The sequence below is a fragment of the Bacteroides sp. 11BF genome (assembly GCF_019633765.1).
In the GTDB taxonomy this organism is placed as follows: Bacteria; Bacteroidota; Bacteroidia; order Bacteroidales; family Bacteroidaceae; genus Bacteroides; species Bacteroides hominis.
In genome coordinates this window covers 166722-185697 of sequence record NZ_JAFKPJ010000009.1, presented here as the reverse complement: position 1 = coordinate 185697, position 18976 = coordinate 166722, and the positions used below count along the sequence as shown (strand labels likewise).

Sequence of the window (18976 nt, the reverse complement as noted above, 5' to 3'; positions counted from 1 at the left end):
CAATCAGGGCGGTGTAAAGGGAAACTATTCACACCGCCCTGATTATATAATGAAAATCTCTTGTTATTATTTACCGTTGAAGTTGGTGTATGTCACTTCTAACTTCAGTTTTGGACCATTCTGGCCACCTTCCAGTTTTACATATCCCGGTTGTAAATCGTGCTGAATACTGATCATGTTCTTGTTGGAAGAACTGTCATACTGTACAAGTACCGGAATGAGTACTACTTTGTTCCAATCCGGGTTTTCAGCTTCCCAAGCAGCTTCATTCCAACTGGCCCCAGCTTTTTTCTTGGCCTCCAGCTTTTCGTTGACACAAGTGTTGATCAGACGAGTCAGATTGGTAAACACATACTGATTGGTTGTAGGTTTACTGTTAATTGTTGCATTGTGTACCGCCAGATAAGAAGTGATATTATCTGTAAGTTTATTCTCCTCAAAGAAACTTTGCCGTTCTTTTTCACGCAATAACAGCACATATGTAGGTGCTTGCATGCTGAATTGCCCATTATCTACTTGATTATAGCTATTGAAAGTCAACTTCACTGCATTAATGGTGTCATTACTTAATTCTTCATAAATCTTATTGATCGGCAATGTAGCTTGAGTGAAAATGCCGGCCGGAGATTTCAGATAAGTACAGTCCGGATGCTCGTCAATAAACTTTTGTAACTTTTCTTGAGAAGTACTGAAACTGTTAGCTTGAATAACTTCCTTGGTTGTAGCGAAAGTACGGGTTGTGTAGTACAGAGAATCCGTACCGTCTTTTTTCTTCAGGTTGTTTCCTACGCTGTCTTTTTCGTGACACCTGATCACGACATTCAGGTTGATTTGGTCAACATAAAGAACTGTTCCGTTACCATAATCATTTTTGGCATAAATACCTTTGAACACATTGTTGATAAAAGCTTCCGAACTTTTGAAATATTCAGGATGATTTCTGTTTAATCGATAAATCTTTTTACCTAAATTAGTAATCTCCTCAGACGTCAGACGGACATTGGGATAAAAATTCTCAGTTTTTCTGATGGAATCACTGAGTGATTGATCGACCGCAGTGTAGGCTTTCCGCGCAAGTAAGTTGTTCGGATTATAATATTCCAATGGGTTTATGTTTGTATAATAATTCTGGGTTAGGTTTTTGTCCAGTTCGTACACAGTCATACGGCACGGGCTTATAGAATCGCCAAAATAGCTTTGATAGTACAATATCAATTCAGCAGTGTGGATAGAGTCTCCTGCCATAACACCTTTGGGATTGGTTTCCGGATCGTAAACCGAGGGAAAGGAAATCCCATCCGGACTATTCAATTGTGCGAGGAAACTGGCTTCGTAATCTCCGAACTCCTTATCGGTGAATTTACCGACATAACCTACGCTGGTTTTTGCATAAACAGGACCCGATAAAATAGAATTTGTACTTACTTCGTAAGTGGTGTATCTTCCGTTGATATTTTGGTCGCTTTCCGGAAGCATTCCCAGTCCGAGAGTACCTGTATTATCATCACACCCGAAGAAAGTCAAGGCAAGCAGTGCTACCCATACATATTTTGCTTTCATGATCGTCGTATCTTGGTTCTTATTATTTTTGTTCAGCTTCCCACACCTGATCGTAGAAGCTGTTGCAAGCGTCTGCAAGAGCGTCGGGAGCTTGATAGTCAAGAACCAATTTACCCGATTGACGGGCATAGTTCATGACTTCTTCATTTACATGTTCGCTATTCTGTACTACTCCGTCTGAGTAATCAACAGCCAATTTGCAAAGTGTAGCGTAATCTACCGGATCTTTCAAAGTAGCCACATCCTTTTTATTAATGCCTTTCAGCATCAGTTTAGTTGCGAAATCAGGGTTGAACGTACCTTTGAAATCATCCTCGTATACGGAGAATACCACTTTCGCATCACGGAACGAAGGTTCGTCTTTATACGCTTTTTTGATATATAAAGGAGCCAGAGCAGTCATCCAGCCGTGACAGTGAATCACATCCGGACACCAACGCAGTTTCTTTACCGTTTCCAACACTCCTCTTGCATAAAAAATAGCCCGGCTGTCGTTATCATCGTATTCTACTCCGTTTTCGTCTGCTGTTTGTAGCCGGTTCTGGAAGTAATCATCGTTGTCGATAAAATAAACCTGCATACGTGCTGACTGGATGGAAGCTACTTTGATGATAAGAGGATGGTCGGTGTCATCGATAATCAGGTTCATACCGGAGAGTCGTATCACTTCGTGCAATTGATTTCTGCGTTCGTTGATATTTCCCCATTTGGGCATGAATGTTCTGATTTCTCTGCCTTTTTCCTGGATAGCTTGTGGTAGATGTCTGCCTATATTGGCCATCTCGGATTCTGAAACGTAAGGAGTAATCTCTTGTGTAATAAATAAAACCTTGTTAGCCTTTGTCATAATAACAATCGTTCTCGTAAATATTCTGCAAAGATATAAAAAAAAACGGGCATTAAAGCAAGTTCTCAGGCGGTATAATTCCTTATGAATTGTTAAGTGCTTGTTTTTCAGTTGTAAACCGTCTGGTTGTTGAGGTTCCTACTTCGGTATCTTTTGCATTAATTTACGATATTTCTTCTTTATATGGTAAATTATGGTTTATTTTGCACCGTTTTTCAAACGACTAAGAATCATAAACCAATTAAAATGAAAGTAATACATACGATCAAGGACTTGCAGGCTGAACTGTCGGTTTTGAAAGCCCAGGGTAAAAAGGTAGGTTTGGTACCTACTATGGGTGCTTTGCATGCAGGGCACGCATCTCTTGTAAAACGTAGTGTAAACGAGAATGAAGTAACGGTGGTGAGTGTTTTTGTGAACCCTACCCAGTTTAATGATAAAAATGACCTTGTAAAGTATCCCCGTACGTTGGATGCCGATTGCAAATTACTCGAGGCTTGCGGAGCGACTTATACTTTTGCTCCTTCGGTGGAAGAAATGTATCCGGAACCGGATACTCGCCAATTCAGTTATGCTCCTCTGGATACTGTGATGGAGGGGGCTTTCCGTCCAGGCCACTTTAATGGGGTATGCCAGATCGTAAGTAAACTGTTTGAAGCAGTAAAACCACATCGCGCATATTTTGGTGAAAAAGATTTTCAGCAGTTGGGCATCATCCATGAGATGGTTCGCCAGATGCAGTTCGATCTTGAAATTGTAGGCTGTCCCATTGTCCGTGAAGAGGACGGGCTGGCTTTGAGCAGCCGGAATGCGCGACTGTCGGCAGAAGAACGTGAAAATGCATTAAAAATATCTCAGACCTTATTTAAAAGTCGTACCTTTGCAGCCACTCACACAGTGAGCGAAACGCAAAAGTTTGTGGAAGATGCTATTGCTGCTGCACCGGGATTACGCCTGGAATATTTTGAGATAGTAGATGGAAACACTTTGCAGAAGGTTGGGAATTGGGACCAAACATCCTATGCAGTAGGCTGTATTACAGTATTCTGTGGAGATGTCAGACTGATTGATAATATTAAATACAAAGAATCTTAAACTAAAAAAGACGAAGTCCTTATGATGATTGAAGTGTTGAAGTCGAAAATTCATTGTGCCCGTGTTACGGAAGCCAATCTGAATTATATGGGTAGTATCACGATTGATGAGGATTTGCTGGATGCAGCCAATATGATTGCCGGTGAGAAAGTATACATCGCTGATAATAATAACGGTGAGCGTTTTGAGACCTACATTATCAAAGGTGAACGCGGATCAGGTAAAATCTGCTTGAATGGTGCTGCTGCCCGGAAAGTACAACCGGACGACATTGTGATTATTATGTCGTATGCGTTGATGGATTTTGAGGAAGCAAAGACATTTAAACCAACGGTGATTTTTCCGGATCCAACTACAAACAGTGTGGTGAAGTAAGAAACCGTTCAACCGAAGAATATAAAAAATCCCTGCTAATATCAGAATATTAGCAGGGATTTTTTTATTAGGTAGATCCGTGTTGATGTTACTTTCTGCCCAAAGAGTCTATTTGCAGTCGGTAAGCAATTGGTTGTGAGATCACGAACCGTAGATTACTTGCCAACGCAGATTTCCGATTCTTTATTTAGAGCTTAACTGTTCGTTCATCGCTGCTGCAGCACGGCGTCCGTCTCCCATGGCAAGGATTACGGTAGCCCCTCCGCGTACAATGTCTCCTCCTGCATAAATGGTAGGGATAGACGATTGCATCTGGTCATTAACGGTAATCGTACCTTTACGTCCCAATTCCAGACCTTTGATGGAGCTGGGAACAATGGGATTGGGTGACACGCCTACGCTGACAATGGCAAGATCGATGTCGATGGTTTCTGTCGCTCCTTGAATGGGCACCGGACTGCGTCGCCCTGAAGCATCCGGTTCACCCAGTTCCATTTTCTGTAAAACCACTTGTTTCACACGTCCTTGCTCATCAGCCAGATATTCGATCGGGTTGTGCAGGGTCAGGAATTCTATCCCTTCTTCTTTAGCATGCTTCACCTCTTCCAGACGTGCCGGCATTTCTTCTTCCGAACGACGGTAGATAATCATGGCGCGTTCTGCTCCCAGGCGTTTGGCTGTACGGACAGAGTCCATAGCGGTGTTGCCACCCCCAATTACAGCAACGTTCTTACCGAAAGCTACCGGAGTATCGGAATCGGGACTGGCCGCATCCATCAGGTTTACGCGAGTCAGATATTCATTGGAAGACATAATATTGATAGAATTTTCTCCCGGTATATTCATGAAGTTAGGGAGTCCGGCACCGGAAGCCACAAAAATGCCTTTGAAGCCTTCTTCCTCCAATTGTTCCACACCGATTGTTTTTCCTACGATGCAATCCTTGATGAAAGTAACCCCCATTTTGGCAAGATTCTCTATTTCAACGTCTACAATCTTGTTGGGCAGACGGAATTCAGGAATACCGTATTTAAGTACACCGCCGATTTCGTGGAGCGCTTCGAATACAGTTACATCATATCCGTATTTGGCCATATCCCCGGCAAATGACAGTCCGGCAGGACCTGAACCGATGACAGCTACTTTGATACCGTTCTTCTCACCAATTTCCGGAACAGAGATTTGTCCGCTTTCGCGTTCGTAGTCGGCGGCAAACCGTTCAAGATGACCGATGGCTACAGCTTCTTTACCCATTTTCAAATGGATGCACTTTGACTCACATTGTTTTTCTTGTGGACATACACGGCCACATACGGCAGGCAGGGCACTGGTTTCTTTCAGTGTCTTAGCCGCTTCAAGAATTTCTCCACGTTCGATGTTTTTGATGAAACGGGGAATATCGATACCTACCGGACAACCGGTCATACAACCTGGATTGGCACAATCCAGACAACGTTGTGCTTCTGTGACTGCCTGTTCTTTAGTTAATCCCTGGTTAACTTCTTCTTTGCGGCTGTGTGAACGATACTCCGGATCGAGTTCATTCATTTTGCAGCGTTCGATGTTTGCACGGTCTTTTGCTTTTATTGCTTTACGGAGTTCTTCGCGCCAAGGAGCGGTACGTCCGTTTTCGTCTATGGTTTTAGTTGCTTCACATTCGTCGAGTTTGTGCAGTTCTTCACGTTCAATGGCTTTAAAAGCGCCCATGCGTTTCAACATTTCGTCGAAATCCACCTGATGACCGTCAAACTCCGGACCGTCTACACATACGAATTTGGTTTTTCCTCCGATGGTGATTCGGCAAGCACCACACATTCCGGTACCGTCCACCATAATTGTGTTCAACGATACTTCGGTCGGAATTTCGTATTTTTTCGTCAGCAAACAAACAAATTTCATCATGATAGCCGGGCCGATAGCAAAACATTTGTCCACTTTCTCCCGCTTGATCACTTCCTCTACTCCTTCTGTAACCAGACCTTTGCGGCCATATGATCCGTCATCGGTCATAATGATCACTTCATCCGAACTTTCGCGCATTTCTTTTTCAAGAATAATCAGTTCTTTGCTGCGTCCGGCCAATACAGTGATCACACGGTTGCCGGCTGCTTTAAGCGCTTGTACGATCGGTAGCATCGGAGCAACTCCCACACCTCCTCCGGCACATACAACGGTTCCGAAGTTTTCAATGTGCGTAGCCTGTCCCAGCGGGCCCACTACGTCAGTGATATAGTCTCCTTCGTTTAGTTCGCAAAGGCGGGTAGAAGAGAGTCCTACCTCCTGAACAACCAATGTGATGGTTCCTGCCTTCGGGTCGGCGGCTGCAATGGTCAGTGGCATACGTTCTCCCTTTTCACCGACACGCACAATCACGAAATGACCAGCCTTGCGTGATTTTGCTATCAACGGAGCTTCAATTACAAGTTTGAATACTTTCTCCGAGAAATGTTCTTTGCTAATGATTTTGTTCATTATCTAATTAATTTGTTGGATTTATTACGTAATTGCTATCAGAATGTTCTTAGTGTGCAAAGATACTGCTAATTTGTAAATAACAAAAGAAAAGCCATCCTTTTGAAGGGATGGCTTTGTCCTCAAGGTGAGTATATTTGTTTATTTTGTTCTGATTTTATACCCCGCCATTCCATAATAGAGGATAAAGAGGAAGCAGGGGAGGCAGATCCAGTAAGCATTTTGTGCTCCTGCTATGTCTTTGATATATCCGAACAGGGTAGGAATGACAGCACCGCCGGCCATAGCCATTATCAACAAAGAAGAACCGGCCTTGGTGAATTTGCCTAAGTCTGCCATGGCGAGTGGCCAAAGTGCAGGCCACATCAGTGAACATCCCAATGCTATGAATGCTATGAAGTAGATCGAGATATCAGCCGGAGTCAATACTACCAGGATAGAACCTGCAATGGCAAGAATGGAACAGATTTTCAATGCTGTAGCCTGATTGAGGTATTTAGGTATGAAAATGATGCCGCAGATATATCCGATTACAATTCCGATTGGAGCAATCCAGGCATAAGCTGCTGCGTTTTCCAGATGTAGGCTGTTGGCGTAGTCAACAAGAGTACCCAATGAAACCGTTTCTACACCTACGTAGAGGAAGAGTGCAAGACATCCCAACAGCAGATGCGGGAATTGCCATACAGACGTTTTGCCGGCTGCATACGGACAAGCCTCTGCACCACCTTCACTGTCGTCTTCGCCGGCTGCTTTTACTTCCGGCAGTGGAGCCATCAGCGAGATGATTCCTAATAAGATGAAGGCGGCGATGATTACATAAAACGGAGTAAATAAGTCTGATACGGTAATGTCGCTGACTTCCTTACCGATCAGGAAGGCCAGGAACAATGGAGGAATCGGCCATGCCAGCTTGTTACAGATACCCATGATGCTGATACGTTTGGCGGCACTGTCCAATGGACCGAGGATAGTGATATACGGATTGACAGATGCTTGTAAAAATGCATTTGCCGTACCGCTAACGAAAGATGCTACCAGGAAAAGTGCGAAACTTTCCTGACTGGCAGACGGAATGTACAAACCAAAAGCAATGGCAAACATGGCGAATGAGAGTGCCATGGTACGTTTGTACCCGATAGCTTTGATAGTCATCGAAGCCGGATAACCAAAAATAAGAAAAGGTACGAAAGTAGCTGCGATAATAAGATAAGATTCAGCGGAAGTGATGCCTAAAGAACCTTGTAAAACCGGAATCAGAACGGAGTTAATTCCTAATGCGAATCCGATGGCAAAGAACATGATGCCGATAAATGCTAACGGCAGAGCAAAGTTTTTTTGAGTAGAGCTCATAAAATAGGAGTTTTGAGGTTAGTAAAAATGTGTTTTAAGGTAAAAAAAGAGCAACCCCTGTATCGGAGTTGCTCTTTTATCTTGTTTTGTTTTTAGTCGATAATGTCAAATCCGCAGTAAGGAACCAATGCTTTCGGGATCCGAATGCCCTCCGGGGTCTGATGATTTTCCAGCAGGGCTGCTACGATACGGGGTAACGCCAGCGCTGATCCGTTCAGTGTATGGCAAAGCTCGGTCTTTTTTTCTCCGCTGCGATAACGGCATTTTAACCGGTTAGCTTGGTAAGTATCGAAGTTGGATACGGAGCTGACTTCCAGCCAGCGTTTCTGTGCTTCGGAGTATACTTCGAAATCAAAGCAGAGAGCGGCGGTAAAACTCATATCACCGCCACAAAGACGGAGAATGCGGTAAGGAAGTTCTAACTTCTGGAGCAAACCTTCAACGTGATCCAGCATTTCCTGATGTGACTGGCGGGAGTGCTCAGGCTTATCTATACGTACCAATTCTACTTTAGAAAATTCGTGGAGACGGTTCAGGCCGCGTACATCTTTACCGTAGGAACCGGCTTCACGGCGGAAGCACTGTGTGTAAGCACAGTTTTTAATAGGAAGTTGTTTTTCATCCAGAATCACGTCACGGTAGATGTTGGTTACCGGAACTTCGGCTGTCGGGATCAAATAAAGATCGTCTACTTCGCAGTGGTACATTTGTCCTTCTTTGTCCGGAAGTTGTCCCGTTCCGTAACCGGAAGCTGCATTGACAACCGTTGGGGGCATGATTTCAGTATATCCCGATTTACGTGCTTCATCCAGGAAAAAGTTAATCAGTGCACGCTGCAATTGAGCACCTTTACCTTTGTATACCGGAAAACCTGCACCGGTGATTTTTACACCCAGGTCGAAATCGATCAGGTCGTATTTCTTAGCCAGCTCCCAGTGAGGAAGTGCATCTGTTGGGAGTTGAGTTTCCATGCCTCCCATTTTTTCTACAACATTATCCTCGGCGCCAACACCCTCGGGTACGCTGTCATAAGGAATATTGGGAATAGTATACAGCAGATTCAACATGTCGTTGGCCGCCTGATCCATGTCAGCCTGTAGTGTTTTGTTGGTCTCCTTTATTTCGGCTACACGGGTTTTTGCAGCTTCGGCTTCTTCCTTTTTTCCTTCTTTCATTAGCTGGCCGATGGTTTTCGAGAGCGAATTTACCTCTGCCAGGTTTTTATCTAATTGGTTTTGTGTATTACGTCTTTTGTCATTCACTTCAATCACTTGGGCAATTGTTTCTTTGGCCCCTTTGAAGTGTTTCTTTTCCAGACCGCGGATTACCGCATCTGTGTTTTCTGTAATTTGTTTAATGGTAAGCATATCTATACTTTATTTATGAACTTTCTTCTTTGAGTTTACAAAGATATATAAAAATAAGATAAGAGGATACGTCTTGTATAAAAAAGAAAAGAGACGCAATCAACCGATTGCATCTCTTTCTTCAATTTCTTATAATTTCCTTTAAACTCCGGAAATTTATGCTTCTGTTGCTTCAGCAGGGATGATAGAAACATATCTTCTGTCTTCTCTACCTACTTTGAAACTTACAGTTCCGTCTACTAAAGCGAAAAGAGTGTGGTCCTTACCCATACCGATGTTTTCACCCGGGTGGAATTCAGTACCTCTTTGACGAACGATGATGTTACCTGCTTTGCAAGCTTCGCCACCAAATATCTTAACGCCTAATCTTTTGCTCTGTGATTCGCGGCCGTTCTTAGAACTACCGACACCTTTCTTATGTGCCATTTCTTCTTACTTTTAAAAATTGATTAAGCTACTACTTCAGTAATTGTTAACTCTGTGAACTGCTGACGGTGACCGTTCAACTTTCTGTGACCTTTTCTTCTTTTCTTGTGGAAAACAAGTACTTTGTCACCTTTAACCAGGCTTGAAACAATCTGGCAAACTACTTTTGCACCGTCTACAGTAGGAGCACCTACAGTAACGTTTCCGTCTTTGTCTACCAAAAGAACTTTGTCAAATTCTACAGTTGCACCATTCTCAGCATTCTGAATGTGGTGAACGAACAATTTCTGGCCAGCTTCAGCTTTAAATTGCTGACCGTTGATTTCTACAATTGCGTACATCTTATATAAATAAATGTAAGTTAGCTCCGTCGGGTGGTCTTTAATCACTTAAAAAACACTTGCTCAAACCCGGTGCGGAATAATCAGGGCACAAAATTACTGCTTTTATTTGTTTCGGACAAGTTTTTCTTTTTCTTTTTTGTTGTTCAGTATGTTATTTTACTCTTTTTCTTCTTTCAGGCAAGGGCAGTTAGAAGGTTGATTACTAAATGGAATATGACTTTATTCATTCTGTCACTTTGATAATCGGAACTCCTCAGAATCGTTTATTTCGGACGGGACGCTTGCCCGAATGAAAAAACGCGTTCTACAGGATTTTTCTGATGACATATTTCTTTGGATTTTTGATTGATTGTATGCATGAGGAAAGAAAAGATGTCTTGATGGCGGTGAAAGTGTTGCGGATGGGATCGTATCCCGGTTATTCTGTCATTCCAGAAAGCTCTGCCTGCGGGTGCCAACCGGAAGATGGAGTTTTCCTTTCAAGCCGGATTTTGAATAACAATAGGAGATATTGGAGAAAACAATAGGAGATATTTTCAAAACACAAGGACATTTTTGGTAAATGCTTACTTCTTTCCGGGTAAATGCTTACTTCTTTTTGCTAAAATGCCTGCTTCTTTTCGCAAAAAGCCCGGCTCTTCAACCTCGGAAGCCCGGCTCTCTGGCTCCAAAAGCCTTCGTTTGGCTTTCTTCTTCTCTCCTAACATTGGAAACGGACAAGGACTCTGTTATAAAAAACGGATGTTTGCTTTCTTTTCGCACCGTTATTCGGCGAATGGATGACATCTGGTTGATTGCTCAGAGCGAACAGTCGGCTTTGTCGTCCGGAACGGAAATTAGCTGACCAAGAGAACTGATGATTCTGTCGTAGGGATAAGCCTGAAACTCTTCGGCAGTGGTCATACCGCTGGTAACGCCGGCAAAAGAAACTCCGGCAGCGGCGGCCGTTCCTGCATCCACTGTACTGTCACCGATGTATAATACTTCTTCGGGGCATGCCTTCAATCGGCCGATGGCAAGTAACAAACCTTCAGGATCGGGTTTATGATGTGTCACATCTTCACCTCCGATAATAATGTCAAACCAATCATCCGGCATGTGATTTTTCAGGAAACTCAGTATCCGGAACCGGTATTTGGTTGAAATGATTCCGATACGGGCCCCTTGTTTTTTCAGGTATGTAAGCGTGGGGAGAGTATCCGGGAAAAGGATGGTGTTTGCATTCATATATACATCTGCCTCTTTTGAATACTCTTGTCTGAATGCTTCCAGTTGACTGGCGTCAGTAATTCCTGTAAGGATGCTGAATGATTCTTCAAGCGTTTTCCCAATGGTACGTTTAATGGTATCATCGGTGACACCGGTGTAGCCGTGTCTCTTGAGCACACTTCTGAAGCAGGTTACGATACCGCGTGAAGAGTCTGCTAACGTATAGTCAAAGTCGAATAAATAAACCGTGTATTTCATTTGCGGAATTTTCGGCAAAGATAGTGATTTTTTTATTTTAATAAAGCTTATTTGCGCACTCTGCCTCCCGATATCCAATGGGTACGGTAATAAGGCTCATTGAGGCTGCTGACAATTACCCCTTGGCTGGTGCTGGCATGAACAAACTTTCCATCCTTGAGATAGATGCCTACGTGGGCTACTTTTCTGCGCGATTTCCGGCTGCTGAAAAATACCAGATCACCTTCCCGAAGATTCCGACGGGCAACTTTGCTGCTCTCTTTCTTCTGGCCGTCTGTACTTCGTTGCAGTTTGATGTGATACACCTTTTTATAAATCTGGCAAGTCATTCCCGAGCAGTCAGTACCACGTTTCGTCTCCCCACCTCCCCGGTAAGGGGTACCTATCCACTGGGCCGCCTCCAGATAAAGTTTGTGATTATCTTCCATTCCGATGTCCACACCCAGGCGTACAGAAGCGCGGGCGAGTGCCTTATAATCAAGTCTGGGGACAGAAGTGCGGCAAGCACTCAGGCTGACAACCAAAGCAGTAAGGAGCAACAGATTAAAAAGATGTCTCTTCATACGTTTTTTATTCTTCTACATTAAAGTAATCTTCCAGTTCTTTTTCAGCCGAATTATTCTCGTTCACAATGTCACGGATGATAATTCCATGTTCAAGTACTGCGATGCGGGGACAAACATCCACCGTGTGGTTCAGATTATGGCTCGAAATGATGACTGTGGCATTATGTTCTTCATTATACTTTTTCAGCAGGTGCTTGATTACGGATTGCGAACTCGGATCGAGAAAGTTGAATGGTTCATCCAAAATTATCAATTTGGGATAATGCAACATGGCCGATATGATTCCTATTTTTTGCTTATTTCCTGCGGAAAAATTACGAATAAACTTCTTTTGTCCCAGTACTTCTCCGTTCATAAAACGTTCGAAAGGGATCAAACGTTCATCTACCTCCTCTTTTTTCAGTCCATACATTTTGCCGATGAAATAGAAATACTCCTCCGGAGTCAGGTAGCCGATCAGAAAACCATCATCGATAAATGCACCGGTGAAACTTTTCCAGTCTTCACTTTGATTCACATGGATGTCATTAATAATGACCTCTCCGGAGTCAGCTTTCAGCAAATCCAGCATTAAACGGAATAAAGTTGTTTTCCCGGCTCCGTTGTTACCTACCAGGCCAATCATTTCTCCTTGATTGATTGTGTAGCTATCGATATCGATGGCTGTTTGGGTACCGAAATTTTTTCGGAGGTTATGTATGGTAATCATATTCTTTTTTGTTTGATAAATATTGAATCGTTATTTACTATCTCTGAATCCTTCCATATTTTCGTAGCGGCGTTGCATGAAACGGACATATACATTGTTTATCCACATAGGGGAGGTCAGGGTGAAGCCTAATCCGATGATTAATATAACAATGTAGGCCCATGTTTGTCCCAGCAGCATGGGGAGCGTACCATAGAGTGTGGTTGGTACGATGAAAAGTCCGAAACTGATTAACATCTGCATTCCGGTATTCATGCTTTGTTTGCCTGTGATGCTTTCATTGAGTGGTACGGTTTTATGGTTGTATACCGCCAGTTGGAACAAGATGCAATAGACAGGACCTGTTGTCAGAAAGATTAGTGCGACAGCACCCAGCAGGCTGGCTTTTCCCATCACAAAAGCCGGTATCAGCAGGATCAGCGGAATGATTTCCGCCAAGCTATAGATATAATATTTGGCTGTCAACAGGCTTTTGATAGATTCTTTGCGAGTCATCAGTCCGTCGATATAGTTTCCTTCAAATCCCATAAGTTGTATCAGAATCACCATACCGAATCCAAGGAAAGAGTATACCAGGACAAAACTCTTCATGTGGTCATACGTACTGCTGAAACTCAGTATGATGGAGAAGATGATTACGAGCATTGCTACCGATCGGAGTGAGGCCTTACAGCGTTTGTTTCGTAGGAGCATTTTCAACTCCAGGCGCATGTATTCGCCCACCTCTCCGTAACGTTCCAGAAAACGGTATTCGGATACGGTTTTTACTTTTGTGTCTTCTACTTTATTGATTTCGTTGTATATTAAACCGGTCATCACTTTACGGTTGATACACCATATCAGAACAGTGGCTGCCAATGTACCCAGGTAAGCAAGTAGATTTCCTTCGATATAACCTTCTCCCAGATTCATGAAAAAGTCACTTATAAATTCCGTTTTGGGAATAAAAATAGCGATGGCAATTCCACTGTAGACAACGATGGGAAGTAACACCCACCAAATATGTTCGTTAATCAGCGTACGGCAAAGCAGATACCAATATCCGTTGAAAACCATCAGTAACCAAATGCCGATGCTGTAAGTGAGAACTCCTGATATTCCATAAAAAGGAAAGACTGTGAGTGCTGCGAACGGCACGAACAGGAACAGCCAGATAAGATTGAAAGAGCTGAGTCCGTGGCGGAGAAGCAGAAAGTCGAGTATACGGCTTCGTTTTACCGGAAGTAGCAGGTAAGGCTTTACTTCTTGTGTAGGAGTTTTTTGGAAGGGGAAACGTATTACAAAGTCCAGGGCAAGCGCAAATATCAGTCCACTATTCAAAATATGATAGGCTTCCATATTGGGAACTTCTGTGCTGATGGCTTTTGCCAGACCGATGCCAATAAATATAAAGTAAGCACCCCAGAAAATAAAGGAGGCATACATGATGTATTTGCCGATTTTATTCTTTTCGTACATCGGATGCCGTTTGGCAGCAAGTTTACCGTGTCGACGCAATTCGTTGAATAGCATAGTTTGTTATAGTTTAAGGGAGGAGGGGGGAGAGCAAAACCACCACAGATTACACCGGTTTTCATTGTCTGAGTTTCATTCTCGGATTTTGAATGACTGTGATTCTAATCTGTGAAATCTGTGGTGGAAAAGATTTTTTGATGCTCTTTGCTTTTAGGATTGATTATTCATTTTCCGCACTGACCATTGTCACTTCCACCTCGTTCTTTTGTTTGAACAGGTCGTCTGCGAATTTCCGGATATCATTTACCGTAATGCTGTTGACTATCTTTTCGTAGTCATTCACACGGTTAACGCCGGTATACAGGTATTCGTCGATACTTCCCAACCAGTAGCTATTCTCTTTCAGGTCCTCGGTATGCTTTTTCAGCATGTACTCTTTCACCTTATTCAAGTTGGTTTCTGACGGACCGGTTTTCGCTATGTTGGTTATCTCGTCAAAGATGATTTTCATCAATTTCTCTTTCTTATCGGGGGCTGTATCGAAGATAATCTGCAAAAATATTTTTTCTTTGGGATATTTTTGTAACCTTCCACCTACGTATACTCCATAGGTACCTCCCTCGTCTTCACGTACTTTTTCTGTGTAAACCAGATCGAGTATCTGGCTTGTCATGCCGAGCAGAAGGTTGTTTCTCAGATCATATTTGCAGTCTCCGCTATAGTAAACGAATACCGAAGCTTTGGGCGTTTCCTGCTTCTTGGTGAATTCGTTCTTGTAAATGCCCTGACGCACTTCTATTTTGTTATCTTTAAAAGTCTCCTGACGATTGATGGCAGGGAGTGCACCCAGATATTCTGCAATGACTGGTTTCATCTTTTCTACATCTACGTTACCGACAAAGATGAATGTGAAGTCGCTTGCATCTTTAAAACGATCCTGATACATAGACAGAATCTTATTGTAATCCATCTGATCCACCATATCGGCTTTTATGCGTCTGGCTCTCGGATGATTCATATAAATACCGGCTTGTATAGAGTCACTGAATGTCACATCCGGATTCAGTTCTTGATTCTTTAACGTGGCTTTACTACGACTTTTATAAGATGCAAATGCATCGTTGTCTCTGCGCGGGGCGGTGAATGTGAGGTAAGTGAGCTGCATCATCGTTTCAAAATCTTTGGGAGAGCAACTTCCTGAAACGTTTTCGGTCGTGAGTGAGATATTGTAATTAACCGATGCTTTCTTTCCGGCAAGCACTTTCTCAAGATCTACTGCACTGAAGTTACCTAAACCACCGGCGCCGACAGCATCCAGACCACTTATATTAATGATTTCCGAATCGGGGAATAAAGAACTGCCTCCCAGACTGACACCTTTCATACGGATTTCGTCTGCTTTGAAATCGGTCTTTTTTATAATTACTTTTACTCCGTTGGATAGAGTCAGAGTAGTTGTTCCAAAGATATCATCTTTCGTTTCGGAAACAATTTTCCCCCCTTTCGGAGCTTCGGCCATCAAAGGTTCGTCTGATACCTTGTCTACATAAGCAGTCAGTTTCTCCGCTTTTGCATCTTTCAGCAGTTTGTTTATGGTCGCTTCGGAAGGCAGTTTCAGACCTTCTTTTTCAGGAGCGAAAAGAGCTACTACCTGATTATTGTCCGTAATAAGCCCTTTCATCAATTGGTTGATTGCTGCCACCGGAATATTTGGAGCTATCTGATTGATAAAAGTATATTCGTTTTCAATACCCGGTATTGGTTCGTTATCAAGGAAGTGACGGACATATTCGTCCACATATTTATTATTTTTCTGTTTATCCCGTTCGTTGTAAGCCGATTCCAATTGGCGTAAGTATTCTGCACGGGCACGGTTGTATTCTGTTTCGGTGAAGCCGAACTGGCGGGCACGTTCTATTTCGCGCAGCAGGGTGGCGATACCATTATCTATACTGTCTTCTTTGCAGACCACAACTCCGAGAAAGGCATCCTTGGTTTTGGATACGAAAAAGTGACTGTCTTCCGTTCCGGCATAGATATAAGGCGGGTTAGCCGTTTGTGCCAATTCATTTAAACGTGCGTTCAGCATACTGCTGATCAGATCCTTGGCATACTGCTGTATCAGGTAGTCCACATTGCCTTTCTGATTGTCAGGAATTGCTTCGTGCTTATTGAAAAGAAGAACCTGTACATAAGGCTGTTCCTTATCTTTCAGGATACAGATGATCGGTTCTTTATTATCGGCAACCGGATAATAGATACGTTCGGCGGCATTCGGCTGTGCCGGAATATCAGCGAACATTGTTTTGATCTTGGCTTCTACGGCATCTACGTCGATATCACCGACAATGACGATTCCCTGTAGGTCCGGACGGTACCACTTTTCATAGTAGTCTCTCAGTGTTTGTGGTTTGAAGTTCATCACTACGTCCATGGTTCCAATGGGGAAACTGTTGGCATATTTGTCGCCCGGATACATCATCGGTAGAAGTTTCTCTTGCATACGCATCATGGCACTCATACGAGTACGCCATTCCTCATTGATGACACCTCGTTCTTTATCAATTTCCTTCGGATCGAGGGTCAGGTCATTGCTCCAGTCGTGGAGGATCAGTAAACAAGAATCTACTGCTCCGGGAGTGTTGACCGGTACATTGGAGATGTTGTAAACCGTTTCGTCGATGGCAGTATATGCATTCAGATTCTCACCGAACTTTACTCCGATACGTTCCAGATACTGTTTCAGCGCATCACCCGGGAAGTGAGTGGTTCCATTGAAACACATATGTTCCAGAAAGTGTGCCAATCCACGTTGGTTTTCTTCTTCTTGGATAGAGCCCACTTTCTGGGCAATGTAGAAGTCGGCACGGTTGGCGGGCAGATTGTTCTTACGGATGTAGTAGGTCAGACCATTGTCTAACTTTCCGATACGTACGTTCTTGTCGATAGGGATGGGTGGCATTTGCTGTGCAAAGGCCTGCTGGAAGTTGCAGCACAGGATGACTGCAACGAAAAGTAAACCACGGAATAAATGTTTCATTGCTATACTGTTTTTGAATTCTATCTACCGCAGTATACACTGATTACACTCTCGTTTTGATGTTTTTATGTACAAGATTCTGTGCTTTCAGTGCGTTCTGTGGTGAATAATCTTGTTTCTGTTTTTTCTATCAGTCGCATTGCCGGGAAGTAAATCACATAATCGCTTCTCTAATTTTCACCAGTTTAGTCAATAATCCTTCCAATAGGTCAAGCTTCAGCATATTGGCACCGTCACTCTTGGCTACTGTGGGATTTTCGTGCGTTTCAATGAAAAGTCCGTCGACACCGACAGCGATACCGGCTTTGGCCACCGTCTCAATCAATTGCGGCATTCCTCCCGTTACTCCATTTGTCTGATTAGGTTGTTGCAATGAGTGGGTTACATCCAGAATGACCGGATAACCAAAAGATTGCATTTCCGGTATACCCCTGTAATCAATCACCAAGTCCTGATAACCAAATGTTGTTCCACGTTCAGTCAGCATCACGTTCTTGTTTCCGGCTTCTATCACTTTGTCGGCTGCAAATTGCATGGCGAGTGGGGAGAGAAACTGTCCTTTTTTGATGTTAATCGTTTTTCCGGTTTTAGCTGCCGCTACCAGCAAGTCCGTCTGTCGGCACAAGAAGGCCGGGATTTGCAGAATATCTACATAACTGGCCGCTATGGCCGCTTCGTCGGCAGCGTGAATATCTGTTACGGTAGGTATTCCGAAGGTTCTGTGCACTTTTTCGAGAACCTTTAATGCCTTTTCATCACCAATTCCCATGAATGAATCCATGCGTGAGCGGTTAGCTTTGCGATATGAACCTTTGAATACATAAGGAATTCCCAGTTTATCGGTGATGTTTACTATTCTTTCGGCAATTCGCATGGCCATCTCTTCACCTTCGATAACGCATGGTCCGGCCAATAGGAAGAAGTTTCCCGTCTTATTGTTTTTCAGTTGTTCTATCATAACATTTATATTTTATCAATTGGGTATAATCAATGTGGTTGCTTCCGGAATAATTCCTATTTCGATGGGAAAATGACGTGGCAGGAGACGTCCGTCAAGGTCGACTGCGGCATTTTGTGCACGCAATACCTTTACTTTCCGGGTGCGATAAGACTTCACGACTTTATGATTCAGGATACGTCCCTGGATAAGCATCCAAAGTCCGGATATTATTTGCAGGAACTCAGGACGGTAGATGACTGATACATCTAACCAGCCATTATAAGGAACAGCGCTTGGAGTTTGTCCGTATCCGGTAGCGCTTCCTACACAGACTGTCATGATCCGGCCGCGTATATGTTCGTCGTTAATCTTGAGATGTGAGCGATATAGCTTACGTTCGAATATCAACAGGAAAAGAGCTGCCAGGTAGGAGAGGAACTTTACGCCCCAGAAACGTTTGGTTTGATCGGTGATTTTTACGATACGTGCCCCTAACCCTATGTTAACGGCATTCAGGAAATAACGTCGCCGGTGCTTCTCGCCATCGTAAAAATTGCAGTAACCTACATCTATTTTCTTTCGGCGGTTGTTAATGATCCAGTCCACTGCCTGCTTATATTCCAGGTTCAGTTCCCAATATCTGGCAAAGTCGTTTCCAATTCCGTTAGGGATGATACCAATGGCTATTTCGTCTTTTTTTTCTGCATTCGAGCTCATAATGCCGTTGATGGCGTCATTAAGTGCACCGTCTCCCCCCACAACTACGATGGTTCGGTAACCATTGTTGGCCAAAATTCCGGCAAGTCGTTCTACTGAACCGAAACCTTCGGACTGCACATAGTCGTATGACACCCCTTTAGAGTCCATGTACTCTTTAATTTCTTTCCATCGTTTCTGCACTTTTCGTGTGCCTGCTTTGGGATTGTAGATTACACCCCATTTTCCAGGTTCTACGCTCAT

General features: G+C 43.4%; 16 protein-coding genes. 2 read left to right on the top strand and 14 right to left on the bottom strand.

The genetic code is table 11. The annotated features are described in order from the left end of the window. Positions 1-66 precede the first annotated feature (66 nt). Positions 67-1560: a DUF4270 domain-containing protein gene (locus JZY04_RS11655; RefSeq protein ID WP_122142881.1), complete on the bottom strand. Its 1494-nt coding sequence runs from the start codon at positions 1558-1560 to the stop codon at positions 67-69. 22 nt (positions 1561-1582) lie between these two features. Next, the gene (locus JZY04_RS11650) at positions 1583-2407 is read right to left on the bottom strand and encodes a glycogen/starch synthase (protein ID WP_005775739.1); all 825 of its coding nucleotides are present in this window, start codon (positions 2405-2407) and stop codon (positions 1583-1585) included. 246 nt (positions 2408-2653) lie between these two features. Here JZY04_RS11650 and panC point away from each other — a divergent pair, with 246 nt between their 5' ends. After that, the gene (gene panC / locus JZY04_RS11645; protein ID WP_122142880.1) at positions 2654-3502 is read left to right on the top strand and encodes a pantoate--beta-alanine ligase; all 849 of its coding nucleotides are present in this window, start codon (positions 2654-2656) and stop codon (positions 3500-3502) included. 21 nt (positions 3503-3523) lie between these two features. Continuing rightward, entirely contained in the window at positions 3524-3877 is a 354-nt protein-coding gene (gene panD / locus JZY04_RS11640) for an aspartate 1-decarboxylase (protein ID WP_005775741.1), read from the top strand. A 183-nt stretch (positions 3878-4060) separates the two neighbouring features. On the opposite strand, the gene JZY04_RS11635 is transcribed toward panD, so the two are convergent. The 12 genes from JZY04_RS11635 to JZY04_RS11580 form a co-directional block, all read right to left on the bottom strand. Then, positions 4061-6349, bottom strand: coding sequence for a bifunctional dihydroorotate dehydrogenase B NAD binding subunit/NADPH-dependent glutamate synthase (locus tag JZY04_RS11635; protein ID WP_022012386.1), 2289 nt, complete (start codon positions 6347-6349; stop codon positions 4061-4063). Between the two features lie 141 nt (positions 6350-6490). After that, positions 6491-7702, bottom strand: a complete 1212-nt coding sequence (gene gluP / locus JZY04_RS11630) for a glucose/galactose MFS transporter (RefSeq protein ID WP_005775743.1) — start codon at positions 7700-7702, stop codon at positions 6491-6493. Positions 7703-7794: 92 nt separating this feature from the next. Beyond that, entirely contained in the window at positions 7795-9069 is a 1275-nt protein-coding gene (serS, locus tag JZY04_RS11625; RefSeq protein ID WP_005775744.1) for a serine--tRNA ligase, read from the bottom strand. Positions 9070-9225: 156 nt separating this feature from the next. Next, on the bottom strand, positions 9226-9495 hold the full coding sequence (rpmA, locus tag JZY04_RS11620; protein WP_005775747.1) for a 50S ribosomal protein L27: 270 nt from the start codon (positions 9493-9495) through the stop codon (positions 9226-9228). 23 nt (positions 9496-9518) lie between these two features. After that, a complete protein-coding gene (rplU, locus tag JZY04_RS11615; protein WP_005775748.1) occupies positions 9519-9836 on the bottom strand; it encodes a 50S ribosomal protein L21 in 318 nt (105 codons plus the stop codon). Between the two features lie 801 nt (positions 9837-10637). Next, the gene (locus JZY04_RS11610; protein ID WP_122142878.1) at positions 10638-11306 is read right to left on the bottom strand and encodes an HAD family hydrolase; all 669 of its coding nucleotides are present in this window, start codon (positions 11304-11306) and stop codon (positions 10638-10640) included. Positions 11307-11353: 47 nt separating this feature from the next. Next, positions 11354-11869 (bottom strand): C40 family peptidase, encoded by a 516-nt coding sequence (locus JZY04_RS11605; RefSeq protein WP_005810046.1) that lies wholly within the window; start codon positions 11867-11869, stop codon positions 11354-11356. A gap of 7 nt (positions 11870-11876) precedes the next feature. Next, entirely contained in the window at positions 11877-12581 is a 705-nt protein-coding gene (locus JZY04_RS11600; protein WP_122142877.1) for an ABC transporter ATP-binding protein, read from the bottom strand. A gap of 30 nt (positions 12582-12611) precedes the next feature. Beyond that, entirely contained in the window at positions 12612-14093 is a 1482-nt protein-coding gene (locus tag JZY04_RS11595; RefSeq protein ID WP_122142876.1) for a DUF5687 family protein, read from the bottom strand. Between the two features lie 163 nt (positions 14094-14256). After that, on the bottom strand, positions 14257-17076 hold the full coding sequence (locus JZY04_RS11590) for a pitrilysin family protein (RefSeq protein ID WP_122142875.1): 2820 nt from the start codon (positions 17074-17076) through the stop codon (positions 14257-14259). 154 nt (positions 17077-17230) lie between these two features. Further along, the gene (gene kdsA / locus JZY04_RS11585) at positions 17231-18034 is read right to left on the bottom strand and encodes a 3-deoxy-8-phosphooctulonate synthase (protein ID WP_122142874.1); all 804 of its coding nucleotides are present in this window, start codon (positions 18032-18034) and stop codon (positions 17231-17233) included. 15 nt (positions 18035-18049) lie between these two features. Beyond that, positions 18050-18976: a diacylglycerol kinase family protein gene (locus JZY04_RS11580; RefSeq protein WP_005810037.1), complete on the bottom strand. Its 927-nt coding sequence runs from the start codon at positions 18974-18976 to the stop codon at positions 18050-18052.